General features: G+C 45.9%; 17 protein-coding genes and 2 tRNA genes. 14 read left to right on the top strand and 5 right to left on the bottom strand.

The features are described 5' to 3' along the window. The first annotated feature begins 13 nt into the window (after positions 1-13). Together ACFFJH_RS03980 and ACFFJH_RS03975 are read left to right on the top strand one after the other, a co-directional pair. Positions 14-697: a chromate transporter gene (locus tag ACFFJH_RS03980; protein WP_390210221.1), complete on the top strand. Its 684-nt coding sequence runs from the start codon at positions 14-16 to the stop codon at positions 695-697. Further along, positions 690-1,280 carry a chromate transporter gene (locus tag ACFFJH_RS03975; protein WP_390210219.1) on the top strand — a complete coding sequence of 197 codons (591 nt, stop codon included), beginning with the start codon at positions 690-692 and terminating at the stop codon, positions 1,278-1,280. Before ACFFJH_RS03980 ends, ACFFJH_RS03975 begins: the two co-directional genes overlap by 8 nt. 2 nt (positions 1,281-1,282) lie before the next feature. Here ACFFJH_RS03975 and ACFFJH_RS03970 read toward each other — a convergent pair whose 3' ends face one another. Both ACFFJH_RS03970 and ACFFJH_RS03965 read right to left on the bottom strand, forming a co-directional pair. After that, positions 1,283-2,647 carry an ATP-binding protein gene (locus ACFFJH_RS03970; RefSeq protein WP_390210217.1) on the bottom strand — a complete coding sequence of 455 codons (1,365 nt, stop codon included), beginning with the start codon at positions 2,645-2,647 and terminating at the stop codon, positions 1,283-1,285. Positions 2,648-2,683: 36 nt separating this feature from the next. Beyond that, positions 2,684-3,409, bottom strand: coding sequence for a response regulator (locus ACFFJH_RS03965; protein WP_390210216.1), 726 nt, complete (start codon positions 3,407-3,409; stop codon positions 2,684-2,686). A gap of 269 nt (positions 3,410-3,678) precedes the next feature. Here ACFFJH_RS03965 and ACFFJH_RS03960 point away from each other — a divergent pair, with 269 nt between their 5' ends. Together ACFFJH_RS03960 and ACFFJH_RS03955 are read left to right on the top strand one after the other, a co-directional pair. Then, complete coding sequence (locus tag ACFFJH_RS03960) at positions 3,679-4,221, top strand: Spy/CpxP family protein refolding chaperone (RefSeq protein WP_390210215.1); 543 nt, start codon at positions 3,679-3,681, stop codon at positions 4,219-4,221. 225 nt (positions 4,222-4,446) lie between these two features. Further along, on the top strand, positions 4,447-5,556 hold the full coding sequence (locus ACFFJH_RS03955) for a M29 family metallopeptidase (protein ID WP_390210214.1): 1,110 nt from the start codon (positions 4,447-4,449) through the stop codon (positions 5,554-5,556). Between the two features lie 35 nt (positions 5,557-5,591). On the opposite strand, the gene ACFFJH_RS03950 is transcribed toward ACFFJH_RS03955, so the two are convergent. Further along, on the bottom strand, positions 5,592-5,804 hold the full coding sequence (locus tag ACFFJH_RS03950) for a SlyX family protein (RefSeq protein WP_390210212.1): 213 nt from the start codon (positions 5,802-5,804) through the stop codon (positions 5,592-5,594). Positions 5,805-5,964: 160 nt separating this feature from the next. Between ACFFJH_RS03950 and ACFFJH_RS03945 the strand changes: the two genes are divergently transcribed. From ACFFJH_RS03945 to ACFFJH_RS03925, 5 genes are all read left to right on the top strand, one after another. Further along, a complete protein-coding gene (locus tag ACFFJH_RS03945) occupies positions 5,965-6,360 on the top strand; it encodes a GtrA family protein (protein WP_390210210.1) in 396 nt (131 codons plus the stop codon). Between the two features lie 203 nt (positions 6,361-6,563). Then, positions 6,564-7,388, top strand: a complete 825-nt coding sequence (locus tag ACFFJH_RS03940; protein WP_390210209.1) for a hypothetical protein — start codon at positions 6,564-6,566, stop codon at positions 7,386-7,388. 142 nt (positions 7,389-7,530) lie between these two features. After that, positions 7,531-9,591: a tetratricopeptide repeat-containing diguanylate cyclase gene (locus ACFFJH_RS03935; RefSeq protein WP_390210207.1), complete on the top strand. Its 2,061-nt coding sequence runs from the start codon at positions 7,531-7,533 to the stop codon at positions 9,589-9,591. A gap of 169 nt (positions 9,592-9,760) precedes the next feature. Continuing rightward, positions 9,761-9,836 (top strand) — tRNA-Val (locus tag ACFFJH_RS03930). 35 nt (positions 9,837-9,871) lie between these two features. After that, positions 9,872-9,948: transfer RNA gene (locus tag ACFFJH_RS03925), tRNA-Asp, on the top strand. A gap of 115 nt (positions 9,949-10,063) precedes the next feature. On the opposite strand, the gene ACFFJH_RS03920 is transcribed toward ACFFJH_RS03925, so the two are convergent. Then, entirely contained in the window at positions 10,064-10,972 is a 909-nt protein-coding gene (locus tag ACFFJH_RS03920) for a recombination-associated protein RdgC (RefSeq protein ID WP_390210276.1), read from the bottom strand. Positions 10,973-11,302: 330 nt separating this feature from the next. Here ACFFJH_RS03920 and argS point away from each other — a divergent pair, with 330 nt between their 5' ends. The 5 genes from argS (at position 11,303) to ACFFJH_RS03895 (ending at position 16,279) form a co-directional block, all read left to right on the top strand. Next, entirely contained in the window at positions 11,303-13,015 is a 1,713-nt protein-coding gene (gene argS, locus ACFFJH_RS03915; protein WP_390210274.1) for an arginine--tRNA ligase, read from the top strand. A gap of 117 nt (positions 13,016-13,132) precedes the next feature. Next, positions 13,133-13,747, top strand: coding sequence for an SPOR domain-containing protein (locus ACFFJH_RS03910; RefSeq protein WP_390210204.1), 615 nt, complete (start codon positions 13,133-13,135; stop codon positions 13,745-13,747). A 46-nt stretch (positions 13,748-13,793) separates the two neighbouring features. After that, a complete protein-coding gene (locus ACFFJH_RS03905) occupies positions 13,794-14,534 on the top strand; it encodes a thiol:disulfide interchange protein DsbA/DsbL (RefSeq protein ID WP_390210201.1) in 741 nt (246 codons plus the stop codon). 125 nt (positions 14,535-14,659) lie between these two features. Continuing rightward, entirely contained in the window at positions 14,660-15,442 is a 783-nt protein-coding gene (locus tag ACFFJH_RS03900) for an SDR family oxidoreductase (protein ID WP_390210198.1), read from the top strand. Positions 15,443-15,451: 9 nt separating this feature from the next. Next, entirely contained in the window at positions 15,452-16,279 is an 828-nt protein-coding gene (locus ACFFJH_RS03895; RefSeq protein ID WP_390210196.1) for a helical backbone metal receptor, read from the top strand. A gap of 120 nt (positions 16,280-16,399) precedes the next feature. Here ACFFJH_RS03895 and ACFFJH_RS03890 read toward each other — a convergent pair whose 3' ends face one another. Beyond that, the gene (locus ACFFJH_RS03890) at positions 16,400-19,039 is read right to left on the bottom strand and encodes a TonB-dependent receptor plug domain-containing protein (protein ID WP_390210195.1); all 2,640 of its coding nucleotides are present in this window, start codon (positions 19,037-19,039) and stop codon (positions 16,400-16,402) included. Positions 19,040-19,156 lie beyond the last annotated feature (117 nt).

Genomic DNA, 19,156 nt, shown 5'->3' with positions numbered 1-19,156 from the left:
GATAGCTTGTGTGATGTCAACTCCAGTTCCGCCCGACTCGCCCATTTCGTCTGAGTTATCGGATTCTGCCGCAACTTCGGAGGCGCTGCGTCCACTTCAAGCGCGACCGCAACCCGCCTCTTTGTCTGAATTATTTTGGTCATTTACCGCACTTGCGATGCAGGGTTTCGGTGGCGTTGTCGCCATCGTTCAGCGTGAGTTAGTCGATAAAAAACAATGGATGACGGCTGCCGAATTTGTCGAGGAATGGGCGGTAGCGCAAGTTATGCCCGGACCAAATGTCGTTAACCTTGCCATGATTATTGGCAATCGCTTTTTTGGATTGCGCGGCGCTTTGTGCGCGCTCGCTGGTATGCTGACGTTTCCACTCATCTTGTTATTGTTATTGGCGATTCTGTATTCGCAAGTGGCGACACATGCTGGTGTTGCGGGCGCTTTGCGTGGCATGAGTGCGGTTGCGGCGGGCATGATAATGGCGAGTGGTTTGCGTTTGATCCCCGCGTTAAAAAAACATCCTTCAGGCTGGCGTTTATGTGCGCTGATAGTGAGCGTGTGTTTTATTAGTATCGCCTTGCTACGCCTACCTTTAGTGCTGATTTTGTCGCTCTTGGGCGGTGCCAGCTCCTTGCTTGTCTATCGACAACTGAAGCAAGATCAATCGCTGCAGGCAACTCCTCGCGGAGATGACGATGCATGAGATGAGTCAGTTGGCTTTGACCATGACTTGGCTAGATTGGTGTCAATTGTTTTTGCATTTTACTTTGCTGTCTTTGTTGTCGGTCGGTGGTGCGGTATCGACTTTGCCCGATATGCATCGTTATTTGGCGATGCAGCAGCATTGGATTTCTGAATCTCAATTTAATGCCTCTGTGGCTTTGGCGCAGGCGGCACCAGGACCGAATGTCTTATTTGTTGCGCTGATGGGATGGCATGTCGGTGTAAACACGGGAAGCCTATGGGGTGGCTTGTTAGGTGTATTGGTGGCGATGACGGGCATCATTTTGCCGAGCGCGACTTTGACCCTATGCTTCGCCAATTGGAGTCACAAGAATCGTGAGTTAATTGCGGTGAAGAGTTTTAAGCTCGGCATGGCGCCAGTAGTGATAGGTTTGTTGGTCGCGACAGGTTGGATTATGGCCAGTGCCCACAGTAATTGGCGTGCAGATTGGCCACTTTGGTGTGTAACGGCATTGTCCGCCATCGTCGTATGGCGCACCCGATTACATTTGTTGTGGCTCTTGGTAATCGGTGCGCTCTTGGGTTGGTTTGGGCTGATTTGAAACTAGCTTGTTTTGACAGGCAAACTTAAACGCACCTCTAAACCACCTTCTGGCAAATTGCTTAAACTCAATTGGCCATTGTGTTGACGCGCAATATTGAGCGCTATCGTCAATCCTAGACCCGTGCCGCCAGTTTCGCGTGAGCGTGAGGTTTCCATACGATAAAAAGGTTCAAACACGCGCGCTTGTTGATCTACCGGAATTCCATTGCCTTGATCGCGCACGCAAATATGCAGCCATTGCTGTTTCGCCTCGGTGCTTTGTTGTAAATAGATGTTGGCGCTGTGTCCGTATTTGATCGCATTGTCGACCAAATTATTGAGACAACGACGCAAAGCCTGCGGCCTTGCCATGACAGTCGCTTTTGATTTGTCGCGTAAGCTGACAGCATGTCCAGCATCGCTGGCATCGGTACAAATACTGTCGAGTAAAGAGTCGATATCTAAAGCCTGCAATGCTTCATTGCTATCCATGCTGCGTGCTAGATCTAAACCTTCTTTGACCATCATTTGCATGCTGGATAAATCACCTACCAGCTTGTCGTGCAACTCTTGATCATTCACTTTTTCTAAGCGCAAACGTAAGCGCGTCAAAGGTGTTTGTAAATCGTGGGTAATTGCCGCCAACATTTGTGTGCGTTGTTGGATGTGATCACGTATCCTCAGTTGCATAGAGTTAAAGGCACGTGTGGCTTGCCGAATTTCTTTAGGGCCATGTTCTTCCAAGGCTGGGCGGTTAATGTCTTGGCCTAAGTCCGTGGCGGCTTGCGCTAGTTGTTGTAAAGGGCGTATGGTCATGCGCGAAACGAACAGCGCCAACCCCGCGATACAAGCTAAAAATAGGCCGAGATAAAAGTAGGTTTCCGGTTGTATTGGTGCGTTGGGTGGGCGTGCAGGAAAAATCGTTTGGTGTAAACCGCTACCATCATTCAATACAAAAATGAGTGCTTCGCAGGCTTCAGCAGGGCCGCGGTCATCTGGACGCATCAGGCAGTTCTCTGGTGCGGGTGGCAGTGGAATAATTTTGAATGATTTGCCTAGGCGCTCACTGAGTGCGATACCGTAAGGTGTACTCGCCTTGTAGTCAGGTACATTGGCGGGAACGGGGGCCACTTTTAATCCAAAGCGATGGATGGCTTTTAATAGACCCTCACGATTCGCGGCGGGCAGGGCATCAATTGCCTGTATCAATTGTTCTGCATGTTTGGCGCGATCAGCACGATAATTATTTCGCTCATTACTGATGGTATTTTGACGTTCGCCAAACGCCAGCCACCAAGTTAATGCTGCCGAACAAATGATCCCGAATAGGAGCACCGAGAAGATGCGGGCAGAAATAGTATCAAAGCGGCGATTGAGGCGTCTCATAATGGGCGAGTTATTCAGGTACGAATCGAGTGCGAGCTAGTGATTTTCGGCGCTGACATTGACCGATAGGACATAGCCACCATTGCGTACAGTTTTAATAATTTGCGGCGAACGAGCATCCTCACCCAGTTTTTGGCGCAAGCGACTAATTTGAATATCGATGGAACGATCAAACGGGTCGGCATCACGCCCTTGTGTCATATTCAATAACTGATCACGATTGAGTACCGTATTCGGCTGCTCCAAAAAGATATTGAGCAAACGATACTCAGAACCTGACAATGCGATCACACGTTCATCGGGACTGATTAGATGACGTGCCACCAAATCCAGTGTCCATTCCCCGAAACGCAATTTTTTGGGACTTTCATCATGCTCGCCACCACCATTGCTTTGGGTGCGGCGTAGTACGCTACGAATTCTGGCTAACAGTTCGCGTGGCTCAAATGGTTTGGGCAGGTAATCATCGGCACCCATTTCTAAGCCTAGAATTCTATCCAAAGGTTCGCCACGGGCGGTCAGCATAATGACTGGCAGATTTGATTTGGCGCGTAAATTACGACACAGAGTGAGTCCATCTTCGCCTGGCAAGTTCAAATCGAGTACCAGTAGATGTACCGGATTTTTTTCCAATGCGCTCCACATGGCGTGACCATCGGCCGCCATCAAGGTTGTGTAGCCGTGTGTTTCCAGATAATCCGCTAGCAAGCTGCGAATTTCTCGGTCATCGTCAACAATTAAAACAGTATTTTGCATATCCATGATTCTATTATCTGATAAGAGCTAGTCGCTGGGCGCCTGAATTTGTATCGACTTGTTATCATAAATTTAGATTGAAACAATACGACACATGCCGCCTAGTATTTAGTTCTACATTGGTATTGCGGGTTACAGATCGATGTTACAGGTCGATACATAGCGAACTCAGATTGTCACTTCCAGCTTACATTTGAAGCGCAATATTGAGTCATGTGCAATGCACATAGAACCCACTAAGCTCTTTATGCATGTAAAACTTAAAGGATACCATCATGAAATCGATAAGAAATAATTTATACCTTGGCTTGACCATAATTTCACTGAGTCTTGCCTCATCGGTGTTTGCACAACAAAGCCCACCACCTCGTCCGCCTATGGATCAGGCCAAGATGATGGAAAAAATGAAGGTAGGCATGGAAAAGCATCACAACATGATGCACGATAAGTTGAAGATCACCGCAGGGCAAGAAGCGGCTTGGAAAACCTTTATCGATGCGAGCAAACCGGCCATGATGGAGCGTGGTGAAAAAATGCACGCTGACAGAAAAGCAATGGAAGGACTCTCTACCCCAGCAAGAATGGAAAAAATGTTGGAGCGTTCTAAAGAACATCTGGCACAGATGCAAAAACATCTAGACGCATTAAAAACTTTTTATGCTGTATTAACACCAGAGCAGCAAAAAATCTTTGATGACAGCCACCAACGTATGCGTCATGGGATGCAGCGCGCAATGCAGCACAGAATGCAAGCGCGTATGCACGGGCGCATGCAGGGAGGAATGCAAGATGGTCGACCTGAGCGTATGGAAAAATGAATTATTTGATGTATCTCACGGTGGGATAAGAAAGTATTTGTAAGTATCCTACCGTGTTCCGATAAAATGGAGGCTTAGGCCTAAGCTAGTACTGCTAAGCTTCCATTTTTTAAGCGATCAGGTTTTAAACGACTCAGTTTTAAGCAATTTAGTTTTAAGCAACTTAGTCATTGAATTTTCGATACGTACCAGAAAATTCTGTACCGTTTCCGATCGCTATGCACTATGACAAATACCACTTCTTTCGCTAGCCTAGCTAGTGAGCACATCAGTATCAATTCGCCTGCATTAGAGGCTAACCCCGCTCCGGTAATTCCTTTACCCGATTCCGCAATAGCGACTGCAAGCCGCCATTTAGGTGACGTGTTGCATTGGTGCTTTCAGCATCCTTCGGCTCATGCCGCGGTGGTGGTGTTTGATCTTCGTACGGATTTATCCATGGCATTGACGCAGGCTTACCGCCATTGTTTGCCAGACGCGACCTTTATTGATTTTGATCTGAATACGCCAGAACAAGTGTTGAACAGTTTTAAGGATTTGGTTGCGGGTGATTTAGTCGTGCTAGTGCAATCGACCAATTTCCGTATGGATGCTTACCGTATTCGGGTTGAATTATTTAAGCGTGATTTGAAAGTGATTGAACATCCGCATTTGGGACGTATGCCGGGTGAGCAAGCCTTGGCCTACATAGATGCGCTGGCTTACGATATCGATTATTACCGTGGTGTAGGGCGTGGTTTAAAGCGTTTGATCGATCAAGCTCCTAACGGCATGATCGATAGCGGGGAAGGTGCGCAATTGGTGTACGCCTCACCTTTTGAAGATGCCAAGCTCAATATCGGTGATTACAGCGATATGAAAAACTGGGGTGGTCAATTTCCTATCGGCGAAGTATTTACTGAAGCAAAAGATTTACTGGCAGTGAATGGCCGTGTGCGTATTTTTGTATTTGGCGACACCAGTTTTTCGGTGAATAAGCCGCCACAGCCGATTACCTTGGTGATAGCACAAGGTCAGGTAGTCGATGTGATTGATTCCACCCCAGCTTTTGACGAAGTGATAGCGCAAATTAAAGCCGATGAATCGGTAGTATGGGTGCGTGAGCTAGGTTTTGGTCTTAATCGCACATTTAATCGTGAACGTATGGTCAGCGATATAGGCACCTATGAACGTATGTGCGGCATTCATTTATCCTTGGGCGCCAAACACGGTATTTACGGTAAGCCAAATTTTAAACGCGGCGATGGTAAATACCATGTTGATGTTTTTGCGGTCACCGAGTCAGTTACTTTAGGTGAGCAAGTCGTGTTTCGTGATGGCGCATGGGTGGTGTGATCACTTGTTTGAAATACTTGGCTCAACTTACTGCTTTAATAGTGCGGCGGACGTTCATCCACCGCGCTTTGTCTTTGGTTTGCGGTGATCGCTAATTCACGCAGGCGTCCTGCTAGCGCCACACAGAGTTTTTCTAATTCATCGATTTTCTTCTGTTGTTGATAGACTTGGGTATTTAAGGTGTCAACCAAGTCATCTTGCCGACTCAAGCGAATTTCTAAATCGATGATACGTTCTTCTACACTCATAAACTTCTCCGGTTACGTCAATTTGGTGAACGTTAGCGAACATCTTTCTCATTTTAACTGATGCCGCATCGTTGCTAAGGCCGTTTGATGGCTGCGGCTATAATATCGCTTATTGAAAAGCAGGTAATTTTGCGTTCCTATTTGAGTCTCGTTTCTTCTAATGAAAAATCTCCCTATCCGTCAATTTATACAATTCGCCGCCGTTGGTTTGTCCGGTACTGCTGTGCAATACGCCAGCATACAAATTGCCGTGATGTTGTCATTGAGCTTATTGAATAAATCGCCCGCCGTTACCGGTTCCGCCATTGGTTACTTGCTTGGCTCTGTGGTGAATTACATCTTGAATTATTTTTTGACTTTCCGTAGTGGCAAATCACATATGGAAGCGGCTAGTAAGTATTTCACCGTGCTTGGCATTGGTTGGTGTATCAATTTGGGCTTGATGACGCTGTTGGTCGAACATTGGCATTGGTGGCATTGGTACGCCCAAATTCTGACTACAGGCTTGGTACTCTGCTGGAACTTCGGCGGGAGTAAACTGTGGGCTTTTAAATAACTTCTGTCGGGCTGTGCAATCATACTGTTGTAGCAGCGTTTCCGAATTACTTGGACTATCAGGTAAAATTTGAAGTACGCTTTACCCGTGGTTTACGTATGCTGTAAGCGAATTAACAAGCTGGCTCCACAAGTTTGCGCTCATCGTGAGTGGATGAGCGGTTAGAAGTGTAGTTATCAGCCTATTCAATGATGGGAGTCTTGGTGCTTAAGAATTTGCTCAGTAAGCTAGTCGATGCGGTGTTCGGTGATACACCTAGTGATGCACCTAGTCAGGCAGCCGACGCCCCCGGTGCAGCAGCACAGCGCCCAAGCTTGTCATCCTCCATTGCCGAGATTCAAAAAGATGAGAGTGCGTCGCTCGATCAAGCCAAGCAAAGCCAAGACCCCTTATTTGGCGTCAAAAAAGGAGGGAAAGAAATCGCCTCCAAATTATTTGCCGCCATGTCCGCAGAAAATGGCATACATCTTGAATCCCTATTAAGTGCTTTAGGTGCGTTAGCAGGCTATGCTTGTCAGATTAGTGTGCGCGAGACTTTTGTGGTGCAACAAGGTCGTCCTGAAAAAGAAGTATTCATCGTCGTCAATAGCAAGCAAAACGGCGTGACCTATTATTTTGGTGATTTGCTTAATAAACCTTTGGCCGAGAGTCGCTATTCAGTATGGTCTTTGGCTTCTGGAGCGACCCAGAAATTGGGTTTGCAGCAGTTGATTGACCTGCACGACATTTTCAAACACGTCACTGATACTTTAGGTAGTGACGCATTCGGCTTGCCACGCACGCCAGTCGAGCATCAAGCTAAAGAGACGCCGTTTAATTATGTGAGTTTCTTATGGCCTAAATTATTCCCACTGGCGCAAAGTTTTTCTAAATCTCCCGCAGATTGGCCTGTCGTATTCGGTGTCGCAATCCAAGAAATTTTGTTCGCGAGCAAGGGGTTGATTGACCCTCAATTGGCGCTGAGTATCGTCATGGAGAGCGCTATCCCTATGTCTAAGATTTATATACCTGATGCGTTACAGGGGTGATGATTTTTGTATTTATTTTGTGCTTGGATAGATACTTTTCTAAAGCTATTTGGTGTTAAGATAAATTCATATTTCTGTATTGCAACGATTGTTTAGTGGTTTCAATTGAGCGACTTCAATCTGGCGAGATAAAGGTATATTTATGTCACTACCGAATGTAAATACCATCAAGTGTCTTGCTACAGCTTGTCTGTTTTGCTTATCGTGTAATGTGCTCGCCGATGTCGCTACGGATATGGCGCGCTTAGAAACAATTCAAATCCTGTCAGAAAAAGACAATCAGGCCGCCTTAAAGCAACTCAAAGAACTGTATGCACAGTTCAATCTGCACACTGACTACTACCTAAAAATAGATACCCTACGCGAGTTATCCTCAGCCTATTATGACGCGGGTGATGTGGCGTCGGGTGATCTTATGCAAGCCGAAATTCTAAAATTGGCTACTGCAAAAAAAGACAAGGAAGTCATCGCCTTGCTCCAGATCCCAGCCATCTTCAAATTGCGTGATGAAGGAAAATTTGATCAAGCGATCGCCCAGTTAGATTTGATTGCCAAGGATGTCAAAGATTCTGTTCGACCGGACAATTTAATACGCTTAGAGCTGGCTTACGGCTCTGTTTATCATGCAGCGAGTAAGTTTGAGTTAGCCCTGCGCTACTATTTGACGGCATTGCAATTGACCGAACGGTTGCCGCAAAAAAAATTGATTTCTAAAATTCGTCGCTTGCAAACCTTGGCTAGTTTATATCTGACGATGCAAAATCCAGAACAGACTTTGATTGTCACTGGTGAAGCCTTGAGTTTGGTTGCGCAAGTTGATTCGCCACGCATCATCGCCAGTTTACGTTTAAGTCAAGCTATGGCGCTGGGTGATTTGAAACGTTATCCCGAATCACTCGTCGCTTATGAGCGCTCATTGAAAGCTGCGCAAGATGCTAATTTGCCCAAAATGGAAGCGCTAATTTTGAGTAATATGGCCGACGCTCATTTGCGTACACAGAATTTCTCCAAAGCAGAAGCCGTCGCCCGTAAGGCATTAATAAAGGCAGAAACCATGCAAGATGCCGCTTCCATTAGTAACGCTAAAGCTAATCTTGGTTTTGCCCTAGGGGGGCAAGGGAAAATTGCACAAGCGATGGAATATTTAAATCCGGTTTTGCAGCAATCGCGAGAATTTGGCGATAAAGCGGATATCGAAGCGACTGTCGGTGAGGTTAGCCGCATGTACGAGAATCTTAAAATGTATAAAGAAGCATTAGCGTACACGCGTGAGCAGCAAAAAATTAGCAACGAATTATTTCGAACTGATAGAGCGAAAACGGTCGCTACTTTGCAGGAGCAATTCGATGCCGATCAGCGTAAAAAACAAATTGAACTTCTTGCACGTGAAAATGAAGTCAAAGATATCGATATAAAAAATAGTCGCCTACAACAAATTGTCAGCTTGCTGGGGGCTATGGTCACGATTCTGGTAGGCCTATTCATTTATATGCTGTATCGCAAAGTGAAACAAACCAATACCAAGCTTGAGGAAGTTAATCAGCAATTGGAATTCCATTCAGTGCGCGATCCATTAACGGGACTTTTTAATCGTCGTTCTTTCTTAGAATTGATGCAGCAGCGTGAGCTGCGGATGGCGGAAGATCGTCGTGAAGAAGACGACAATGGTCCAGATTGCCTCATGATTATGGATATCGATTATTTTAAGCATATCAATGATACTTGGGGTCATGCTGCGGGCGACCAGGTGTTAGTGGAAGTGGCTAAACGTTTAAGTAGTGCAGTTCGCGATACGGATATGTGTCTGCGTTGGGGCGGGGAGGAGTTTCTTATTTTTGCGCCAAAAACTAAACCCTCGCAATTAACGCCTATGGTTCAGCGGGTGTTGCATACGATAGGTGCGACCCCTATTGTGATTGGTGATAAGCGAATTCCCGTCACGGTCAGCGCAGGTTATATTTCTTTACCGTTTTCAGGCATACCAGAGGACAGCTGTAACTGGGAAAAAGCCATGCAGCTTGCTGATATGGCGCTCTATTTAGGAAAAGTGAATGGCCGCAATCGAGCCTATGGTTTGCTCAGCTTGTTGGCACCGTATCAACAAGCTTTGCCCGATTTAGAAAAAGATTTCTCCGCCGCGATCAAGCAAGGCATCGTGGAAATTGCTATCGTGCATGGTCCTGAACACGACCCAAACCTATGATTTTGCATTGAGATTATGTCTGGGTGAATTTATTTTTCAGAAAAAAACAGGAAAAGTCGAGCGAGGCCTAGACATATTTTAGAAATGTGCCTATAATCTTGTTTCTGTCGTTGCTGATGACACAGCAAACAGCTATTTGAACTAAGCAAGTTGTCAAGTTTGGCAATATGGGTGCTTAGCTCAGTTGGTAGAGCGGCGCCCTTACAAGGCGTAGGTCGGGAGTTCGAGCCTCTCAGCACCCACCATCAAATAGCTGCAAAAGCAGATTCGTTTATAAAACGGAGTGGTAGTTCAGTTGGTTAGAATACCGGCCTGTCACGCCGGGGGTCGCGGGTTCGAGCCCCGTCCGCTCCGCCAAGTTGTAAGAAAAAAACGCGCTAAGGCGCGTTTTTTTTCGTCTGTACAAAATAGATGGGGCAGAAAAAAAATGCCAGCACATGCTGGCATTTTCAATTTGGAGTCTGGTTTTACCTTACGCTGCCAAAGGATCTTCCAGTTGGCCGCCCAATGAATACACGATGTCATCTATCATCTTTGCCAATTCTGAGGTCATCAGCAAGAAGTCCGCATCAAAGCGTTCATTTTCATCCGCTGTGCGTTGATCTTTATCTTCATTCAAAATATCCAAAGGCTTAATGCGTTTGATCGCGAGATTTTCTGAGAGCACAAAGGAGATTTTGTCATCCCAAGTCATGGCTAACTTGGTGCATTGTTTGCCTGCGGCGATATGGCGTTGGACGTCATCGGGATCGATTGAATGGCGTACATAACGCACGGTGGCTTTGTCTTCGGTGTGGGCGCGCAATTCGGTGTCTTGATCTATCGTGAAACCCTTAGGCGCTTCGTTACCGGCTAGCCAGTCCGTCATGGCCGTTTGCGGTGACACTTTGGTACGCAAACTTTCCATAGGGATTTTGTCGCATTTTAGTAGCAATTTAATCACTTCATCTGCCTTGCTTGGGCTGGAACTATCAATCACCAACCAACCGTTCACTGGATCTATCCATACCCAAGTTTGGCGTGTAATGGAAAAAGCGCGTGGTAGTAGTTCATCCGTGACGCGTTCTTTTAAATCTTTCATCGCTTTGCGGCCAGGAGCAAAGCCTTGTTGCTCTTCTAATTCTTTGGCGCGCGCTTTAGTCACTTGATTGATGACGGACGACGGCAGCAGCTTCTTTTCAGTTTGTAGAACCAAAAGCAATTGTTGATTTACGCTATGCACTAGGCGCTCATCATTGCGTGGCGATGCCCAGCCTTCACTTTGCATGTCACCTGAGCCCGTATTGGCGAAAGATTGTGATGCCAATTGCATATTCAATTGTTCAACATCGACTTTCCAAGGGGCTGGAAGACGGAAAACTTGTAAATTCTTAAACCACATGTGCAATCCCAAAGGAGAGGAAAAGCGGCTCATTTTACACGTAGACGGGCTTTTCGTAGAAGCTTCTGCGCAGATAATGCATAGATAACTGAGCACATTCTATGAAAGCGTACTGATTATCGGCGTAAAGAACCGCCGAAATAGTCGAGAACTTAGTAGCTCAATCGACCATGTCAAACGTTTTAATGCAGAAGTACTTAGCTTTTTATTTTTTACGTGTTGCATGCCGCAATTTCGTAAGCGCACAAAGGTTATAATGCAAACTAATTTTCTCAAAAATACTTATGTGTCTCGCGCATGCGACGCATAAAAAATACTACTCAAACCACCATGTTAGCTCAGCAAAAACAAGACATTCTTGACGCATTAAAAAACGCCATCGCCCCAATTCTTGCAGGTACCGACTTGAATCCTACCGTCGCATTGGAGCGCCCACGTGATCCCTCACATGGTGATATCGCCTGTAATATTGCGATGCAAATTGCTAAACCACTGAAAAAGAATCCACGCGAGTTAGCGCAAGCGATAGTTGATGCATTAGTGGCGCAAAATCATCCCTTAATTGCGAGTGCAGAATTGGCGGGGCCTGGCTTTATTAATTTGCGGGTAACTGCGGTTGCTAAACAAGCCGTGGTAAAAACGATTTTGCAGCAGCAAGATCAGTTTGGTAAAGGCCGTAAAGGTTTGGGCAAAAAAGTGATTGTGGAATTCGTGTCTGCCAATCCAACCGGGCCGCTGCACGTCGGTCATGGTCGTCAAGGTGCGTTGGGTGATGCTTTGTCGGCTTTGCTTGAAGCACAAAGTTATCAAGTGACACGTGAGTTTTATTATAACGATGCCGGTGTTCAGATTGCTAATCTCGCGCTGTCAGTCCAAGCCCGCGCTAAAGGCCTCAAACCGGGTGACTCAGAATGGCCAGAGTCAGCTTACAACGGTGAATATATCGCAGAGATTGCACAAGATTTCTTAGCCAAAAAAACGGTAGCTGCTAGCGATGGACAGCCTTTTACCGGTAGTGGCGATGTGAATGATCTCGATTCTATTCGTCAATTTAGTGTCACCTATTTGCGCAATGAACAAGACATTGATTTGTTGGCATTCGGTGTGAAATTTGATAACTATTATCTCGAATCTTCTTTGTACACCGACGGCAAAGTGGAAGCGGCTGTCGCCGCATTAATCGCAGCTGGTAAAACTTATGAACAAGACGGTGCCTTATGGTTGCGTACCACCGAGTATGGCGACGATAAAGATCGCGTCATGAAAAAGTCTGACGGTACTTACACTTATTTTGTACCGGACGTGGCATATCACGTGGTCAAATGGCAGCGCGGCTATAGTCAGGCAATTAATGTACAAGGTAGTGATCACCACGGCACGATCGCACGGGTACGCGCTGGTTTACAAGCTGTGAATCAGGGAATACCGCAAGGTTATCCAGATTATGTTTTGCATAAAATGGTCACCGTCATGAAAGATGGCGAAGAAGTAAAAATTTCTAAGCGTGCTGGTTCTTATGTCACAGTGCGTGACTTGATCGAATGGTCGGGTGGTGGCGATGTACAAAAAGGGCGTGATGCCGTGCGTTTCTTCTTGATTTCACGTAAAGCGGATACCGAATTTGTATTTGACGTGGATGTTGCTTTAGCCAAATCGGATGAAAATCCTGTCTATTACGTCCATTATGCGCATGCACGTATCTGCCGTATGTTGGCGCAGTACAGTGAATCTGAAGCGGATTTGCTAGCTTTGAACGATGTCGATTTGTCGCCGTTAACCGCGCCACGTGAAGCCTCGTTGCTGCAAAAACTGGCTGAGTATCCAGAAATGTTGGAGAAAGCGTTAGAAGAATTGGGGCCGCATCAAGTGGCATTCTACTTGCGCGATTTAGCTGGTGAATTGCATAGCTATTACAATGCAGAGCGTGTATTGGTCGATGATGAACCGACCAAATTGGCGCGCTTGGCCTTAATCTTAGCAACCCGTCAGGTGTTGCGTAATGGCTTGAGTTTGATTGGCGTGTCGGCCCCGAATCAAATGTAAAAATAAACTTCGCTATCCGCTATCCACGATAAGTCATTTTTGTCGATAGCGAAGTGAAGAGTAATTTGTGATTAATAAAGAAAAAGCCTTAGTGATTTAGACGAAAATAGGAAAGACATGAATTCGCAAAAAGTAGTGGGACAGCGTCAAATCGGTAGCACTTTGACTGGCATTATTATTGGCTTAGTAATTGGTTTGGCGATTGCCGTCGTAGTTGCTTTGGTCATTACCAAAACACCGACGCCCTTTACCAATAAAAATGGCAAAAGCGAAAAAGCCGATTTACCCGTAACGCAGATGCAAGATCCGAACAAGCCTTTGTACGGTAGCAAAGAAGCGGTGAATCAAGCAGCTAAAGAAGTCGCGGGCAGCAAAGCGGCGGAAGCAGCGAAACCACCCGCAACAGCGGTTGCGGCAGCGGCCGCATCACCTGCAGCGACTGCACCAGCAGTCGTAGCCGCAACACCTGCCTCCAAGCCTGAAGTGGCTGACGACAAGTATATTTATTTCTTACAAATTGGTGCCTTCAAAGACGTGGCAGAAGCCGAAAGTGCTCGCGCTAAATTAGCTTTGGTTGGTGTGGAAGCGAGTGTCAGTGAAAAAAATAATGATGGTGCTGTATTGCACCGAGTACGAGTGGGACCGTTTGATCACCTCGATGCAATGAACAAAATGCGTACTAAGTTGTCAGAGAGTGGCGTAGAGACCGCCATCGTGCGCAGCGCCAAGTAAATATCGAATCCTATCTACACTTTAAAAAGTAAATTAAGAGGAAATTATGCGTCTATTTCGTCAGTTATTATTGATCAGCCTAAGTTTTATCGCTATTTCAGCTAGCGCACAAAATGTACCTCGTTTGGGGCAGGAATACACCGTATTAGATCGTCCGCAACCTGTTGAGGCTGGTAAAAAAGTTGAGATTACTGAATTTTTTGGTTATTTTTGCCCAGCTTGTAATGCCTTTGAACCGTATTTAGAAGCTTGGATCAAGAAGCAAGGTGATCGTATCGTTGTCAAACGTGTGCATGTAAATTTTCATGAGCTAGTGACTCAGCAAAAGCTGTTTTATACGCTAGAGGCCATGGGTAAGGTGGACGAATATCAATTAAAAACCTTTAATGCGTATCACGTAGATCGCAACCGTTTATCCACCGATGCGGAAGTGATGAAATACGTAGAAAAAGTGGGTTTGGATAAGAAGAAATTCACCGATATCTACAGCTCGTTTGCGATTCAATCAAAATTGAGCCGTGCCGCACAACTGATGACTGACTACAAAATTAACGGTGTACCGACGGTAGTTATTGACGGACGTTTTGTCGTTTCACCGGCTGATTTGAATGCAAAATCACGTAATACCTCGACTGATCCTGCGAATCACGCAGGATTGAAAGTGATGGATTGGATTGTGGATAAAGTCTATCAAGAGAAAAATTCTGTAAAAGCTGCGCCGGCTGTGACGGCTGCAACCGCGGCATCAGCGGCAACAGCGGCACCAGCACCAACTAAGAAAAAATAAGTCATCGATCTGAAAACGCATGATTGTGACAAGAAAAAATCCGTCGTTCAGGCGGATTTTTTTGTTTGTGATCTCAAATCTAGTCTTGACTCCATTCTCTATAAATAAGCGCAGGAGAAATTAATATGCAAGCTGTCTTCATTACCGGTGCCTCTTCAGGTTTAGGCGAAGCCTTGGCACAAGCGTACGCGCAACAAGGTGCAATACTGGGTTTAGTCGGACGTAATTTGGAGCGCATGCAAAGTTTGCGAGATAGTTTGCCGCAAGCAGAACGCCATAAAATCTACGTAGTCGATGTCAATCAGCATAAGGCTTTGCAAGCAGCGGCGGATGATTTCATACAGCATGTAGGTAAAGTTCATGTGGTGATTGCTAGCGCGGGTATTTCGGTCGGTACTTTGAGTGAATTGGGGGAAGATTTGCCCGTGTTTCGGCGCGTTATGGAAACCAATGTGCTAGCTACAGTTGCTACCTTTATGCCATTTATTGAGCACATGAAATCTCATGCCCAGCAAGAGCCTTGTCGTTTAGTCGGGATCGCCAGTGTGGCCGGTATCCGAGGTTTGCCTGGTGCCAGTGCTTACAGCGCATCGAAGGCCGCCGTGATTAGTTATTGTGAGTCTTTGCGGGTTGAATTGCGTAGCAGCGGGATTAAAGTCGTGACTATAGCGCCCGGTTATATCGATACCCCGATGACGCAGATTAATGATTATGCGATGCCGTTTTTGTTAAGGGCGGATAAGTTTGCGCGTAGGGCAACTTCTAGTATCGCCGCTGGCGTGAGCTACCGCGTTATTCCTTGGCAGATGGGCGTGGTAGCGAAAGTGCTGCGCGTGCTGCCTAATTTTGTGTATGACTTCGCGTTTTCGAATGCGCCACGCAAAGCGCGTGAAAACAAAGCAAACTAAGAACACGACATGATTGAGAGCGCCAGTATGGATCATTTGATCGACGCTTATGGGACTGTACATCGCACTATCGCTGAAAGCGAAACGGTGCGTATTGTGTGCTTAGTTCCCTCATTGACGGAGTTATTATGCGATTTGGGGTTGCAAGATAGTCTGGTTGGACGAACCGGATTTTGTATACATCCCAAACAAGTCGTGCAAAAAATTCCTAAAGTAGGCGGCACAAAAGATGTGAACATAGAAAAAATTCGCAAGCTGGCACCGACGCATTTAATCGTGAATATTGATGAAAATGAAAAGCCAACGGTTGATTTACTAGCGGAATTTATTCCGCATGTGGTGGTAACGCATCCCATCACGCCACGCGATAATTTGGCGCTGTTTCGTTTACTGGGCTCGATATTTAATGTGAGCGAAGGTGCTGAGTTACTTTGTCAGCAGTTCGAAAACCAGTGGGCATTATTAACGGCTGACACACAAGCTAAGCAAGCCAAGCAAGTGTTGTACTGCATCTGGAAAGATCCTTGGATGACGGTGAGTCGCGATACCTATATTGCGCAGATGTTGCAGCAGCGTGCGTGGTTACAATGGGAATCAAGCTCAGCGCAACGCTATCCGATTTTTGATTGGAATGACCCTAGCTTGCAATCAGTCGATTTTGTCTTGCTCTCCACCGAGCCATACAGTTTTACCGAATCACATCGTGCGGCGCTACAGGCGCAAATTCAGAAACCCGTTTTTTTGGTTGATGGTGAAATGTTATCTTGGTACGGAAGTCGCGCAATTCAGGGCATAGAATATTTGGCGGCATTTAACCCTAATGGAAATCTCGGTTAAAAGTCTGAGCACTGTTCAATGTAAAAAAAAGAGATCGCGAAAGAAAAACGCGATCTCTTTTTTTGGGGCTTGGTACAGAAGAAATCTGCGCCAAGCGAAGATTAAAAAACGAAGACTAGCTTAGAACCGATAGTTCAAAGACAGGTTGTACATGCGACCTAACTGACTGAAGTGAGAACCATCGTAAGTGACCATAGAATAACGTTGATCAAAAGTGATGTTGTCAGATTGGATTTGTGTTGGCGTACGACCTGTGTAATCCACCGTTTTGCTATCCAAAATTGCCTGGCCTTTGGCTTTATCTCCAGCGGCTTGCAATTTCCATGACGGCGTCACGTTAAACATATTGTTGATCGCAAATGCCAAAGTCATGTTCTTGTTGATTTGGTAGTTGACGGAAAAATCTGTAACGGTTTTAGTTTTAAATACTACTTCAAGGTTTTGATCTAAATCCGCATTTCTAAAGCGAGTTGGACCAAATACGGTATTGTTTAATGAGAAGTTAAAGTCGCTGATATCGTAGTCGAAGCCAACGATAGTTTTAAACTTCGGACGTGACGTAAACATTAAAGCTTCTTGCGTGATATCTAAAACAGATTGATTTGCTTTAGCTATCGCAGCAGGGTTGTTGACCGCACCATCACGTTCATTTTGCAAAGAGTAGTTACCTGATAAATTGAAGGCCAAGCTACCGCCACCTAATTTCATATTTCTGTGATTGAAAACATAGTCAATCCCAGAAGTTTTACTATCCAGAGCGTTCGCAAAGAAGCTCAGTGAAACGATGTTGGCTGCTTTCAGAATTTTGTCCAACTCTGCTGTAGGATCGCCGCTAGGTTTGATTTCTTTGCCTAAAATAATGCGGTCTTTGAGCGCAATATTGTAGTAATCCAAAGTCATGCTGGTATCTTTGCTTGGTTTGTAGCCTATACCTAAAGTGATGCTAGTCGATTTTTCGGCCTTCAATTTTGGTACGCCAAGTGCTGCAGCTTCTTTCGATACATTGCTTGCTAAGCCAGATACTTGAATCGAACCACCGGAGAAAGAATACTGTGCTTTCTGAGTGTAAATCTGATGCAATGATGGCGCACGGAAGCCGGTTGATAAAGAACCGCGTATCGTCAATTGGTCATCGACTTTGTATTTGGCGCTTAATTTTCCTATGGTTGCATTACCGAAATCGCTGTAGTGTTCAAAGCGAGCAGTTGCGTCGAGCAAGAGCGCATCGGTGACACCGAACATGGCGCCGCCATAGACACCGTAGTTAGAGCGTGTTGAGGAAAATGAGTTTTCGGGTGAGTTGCCTGCATATGAATCTGCACCTGAATACTTGTAAGAAGCCTCTTCTCCCGCGATCAACGTGTATTTCTCTGAGCGTGCTTCGGTACCGAAATATGCGCTAACATCTTTAGCGATTTCTTTGGAAAAATCTGCATTGAAGACGGTATGTTCGAAACGTGAACCACCTGCATCAAAGCGGGTCTGTCCGTGAGGAGGCAATGGCGTAATTTTTTTCGCAACGGCTTCCAAATAGGCATCTTCCATACCGCGATTGACAGAATTAGTCACAGTGTACTTTTGTTCATTTCCACCGAAAGTCAAACTAAAATCAGAAGTCCAGCCCGCGATTTCAAACTTCGTGCCAAAGGTCGCGTTGTAGTCTTTTAAACCGCCGAGGAAGCCCGGTCCGTAGCCATTGTACTCACTACCAGCTGGGTGCAGCAGACCGTAATCTGTTGGGCGCCAGTAAGGAGTACGGTAGTTCGCGTAACTATCGATCTTTTTATCGATGTAAGCGGCATTTGCATAAATTTGTACATCGCTATTTACGTCGTAGCGTGAGTTAACCAAAAACTTAGTGGCGCGTGTTTCTGGTGAGCCATTGATGTTCCCTGCATCTGGTTTTTTTGCAAGGAAGGCGTTTACTTTCGCCAAATCAGCGGCGAATGTACTTGGACCATCGCCAAAGGTCGCTGCTTCACCGCGCGCACTGACTATGCCTGAGCGTGAAGATAAGCCATTTTTCGATACGTCAAATGTCATATTCACGAAACCACTGTCGCCTAAAGCCAGACCATGATTGATACTCAAGGCTTGCATTTTGCCGTCGCCTTCGTGCGTCACGCCGGTGCGACCTGTAATCGATGTTCCAGTGGGATTGTCTTTTAAAATAATATTCACCACACCCGCGATCGCATCGGAACCATATTGTGCGGATGCGCCGTCACGCAACACTTCGATACGTTTGATCGCATCTTGTGGAATCGCTGAGATATCGGCACCACTTTCGCCACGACCAGGAGAGGTTTGTGTGTACACCAAAGAGCTTGAGTTTTTACGTTTGCCATTAATCAAAATCAAGGCGCGGCTTGGGCCCATATTCCGAATTTCGTAAGGGTCTAACAAGGAGGTTGCGTCGTTGACTGGGGTTTGTACGGTATTGAAAGAAGGGACACGGAAGGCGAGCGCTTTGTCGAGTGAAGCCTGTGCTGTTTTAGTTAATTCGGAAGCGGCTAACACATCAACTGGTACGGGGGTGTCTATCATTGTGCGATTAGAACCGCGGGTACCGGTTGAGGTGATGACTACGACCTGTACTTCTTGTGGGGGCGCGACTTTTTCAGTCGTTTTTGCGGGGGCTGCATCTTGCGCATGTACTACCGAGCCCGTGGCTAGTAACAAAATCGCTATCTGGACCGCGCTTTTTACGAAAACGTCTTTTTTCCCGATTTTGTTGGATTCAGTTGATTTCTTGTTCAATTTTATTCTCCCATTTATTTAGAAATCGTCGCTGACGTGCAACGTCTAACGACATGCTTTTACAACTGGTATGCAGGTTTCGTCACCGAAACAGGCCGATTCATACTACATGAGCAG

Origin of the sequence: Affinundibacterium danionis (assembly GCF_042432465.1) — a bacterium.
GTDB classification, from domain to species: domain Bacteria; phylum Pseudomonadota; class Gammaproteobacteria; order Burkholderiales; family Burkholderiaceae_D; genus Undibacterium; species Undibacterium danionis.
This window is presented reverse-complemented; position numbering and strand designations above follow the sequence as displayed.

Coding starts and splice junctions, on each gene's coding strand:
- ACFFJH_RS03980 (WP_390210221.1), top strand. CDS start 14: ATGTCAACTCCAGTTCCGCCCGACTCGCCCATTTCGTCTGAGTTATCG.
- ACFFJH_RS03975 (WP_390210219.1), top strand. CDS start 690: ATGCATGAGATGAGTCAGTTGGCTTTGACCATGACTTGGCTAGATTGG.
- ACFFJH_RS03970 (WP_390210217.1), bottom strand. CDS start 2,647: ATGAGACGCCTCAATCGCCGCTTTGATACTATTTCTGCCCGCATCTTC.
- ACFFJH_RS03965 (WP_390210216.1), bottom strand. CDS start 3,409: ATGGATATGCAAAATACTGTTTTAATTGTTGACGATGACCGAGAAATT.
- ACFFJH_RS03960 (WP_390210215.1), top strand. CDS start 3,679: ATGAAATCGATAAGAAATAATTTATACCTTGGCTTGACCATAATTTCA.
- ACFFJH_RS03955 (WP_390210214.1), top strand. CDS start 4,447: ATGACAAATACCACTTCTTTCGCTAGCCTAGCTAGTGAGCACATCAGT.
- ACFFJH_RS03950 (WP_390210212.1), bottom strand. CDS start 5,804: ATGAGTGTAGAAGAACGTATCATCGATTTAGAAATTCGCTTGAGTCGG.
- ACFFJH_RS03945 (WP_390210210.1), top strand. CDS start 5,965: ATGAAAAATCTCCCTATCCGTCAATTTATACAATTCGCCGCCGTTGGT.
- ACFFJH_RS03935 (WP_390210207.1), top strand. CDS start 7,531: ATGTCACTACCGAATGTAAATACCATCAAGTGTCTTGCTACAGCTTGT.
- ACFFJH_RS03920 (WP_390210276.1), bottom strand. CDS start 10,972: ATGTGGTTTAAGAATTTACAAGTTTTCCGTCTTCCAGCCCCTTGGAAA.
- argS (WP_390210274.1), top strand. CDS start 11,303: ATGTTAGCTCAGCAAAAACAAGACATTCTTGACGCATTAAAAAACGCC.
- ACFFJH_RS03910 (WP_390210204.1), top strand. CDS start 13,133: ATGAATTCGCAAAAAGTAGTGGGACAGCGTCAAATCGGTAGCACTTTG.
- ACFFJH_RS03905 (WP_390210201.1), top strand. CDS start 13,794: ATGCGTCTATTTCGTCAGTTATTATTGATCAGCCTAAGTTTTATCGCT.
- ACFFJH_RS03900 (WP_390210198.1), top strand. CDS start 14,660: ATGCAAGCTGTCTTCATTACCGGTGCCTCTTCAGGTTTAGGCGAAGCC.
- ACFFJH_RS03895 (WP_390210196.1), top strand. CDS start 15,452: ATGATTGAGAGCGCCAGTATGGATCATTTGATCGACGCTTATGGGACT.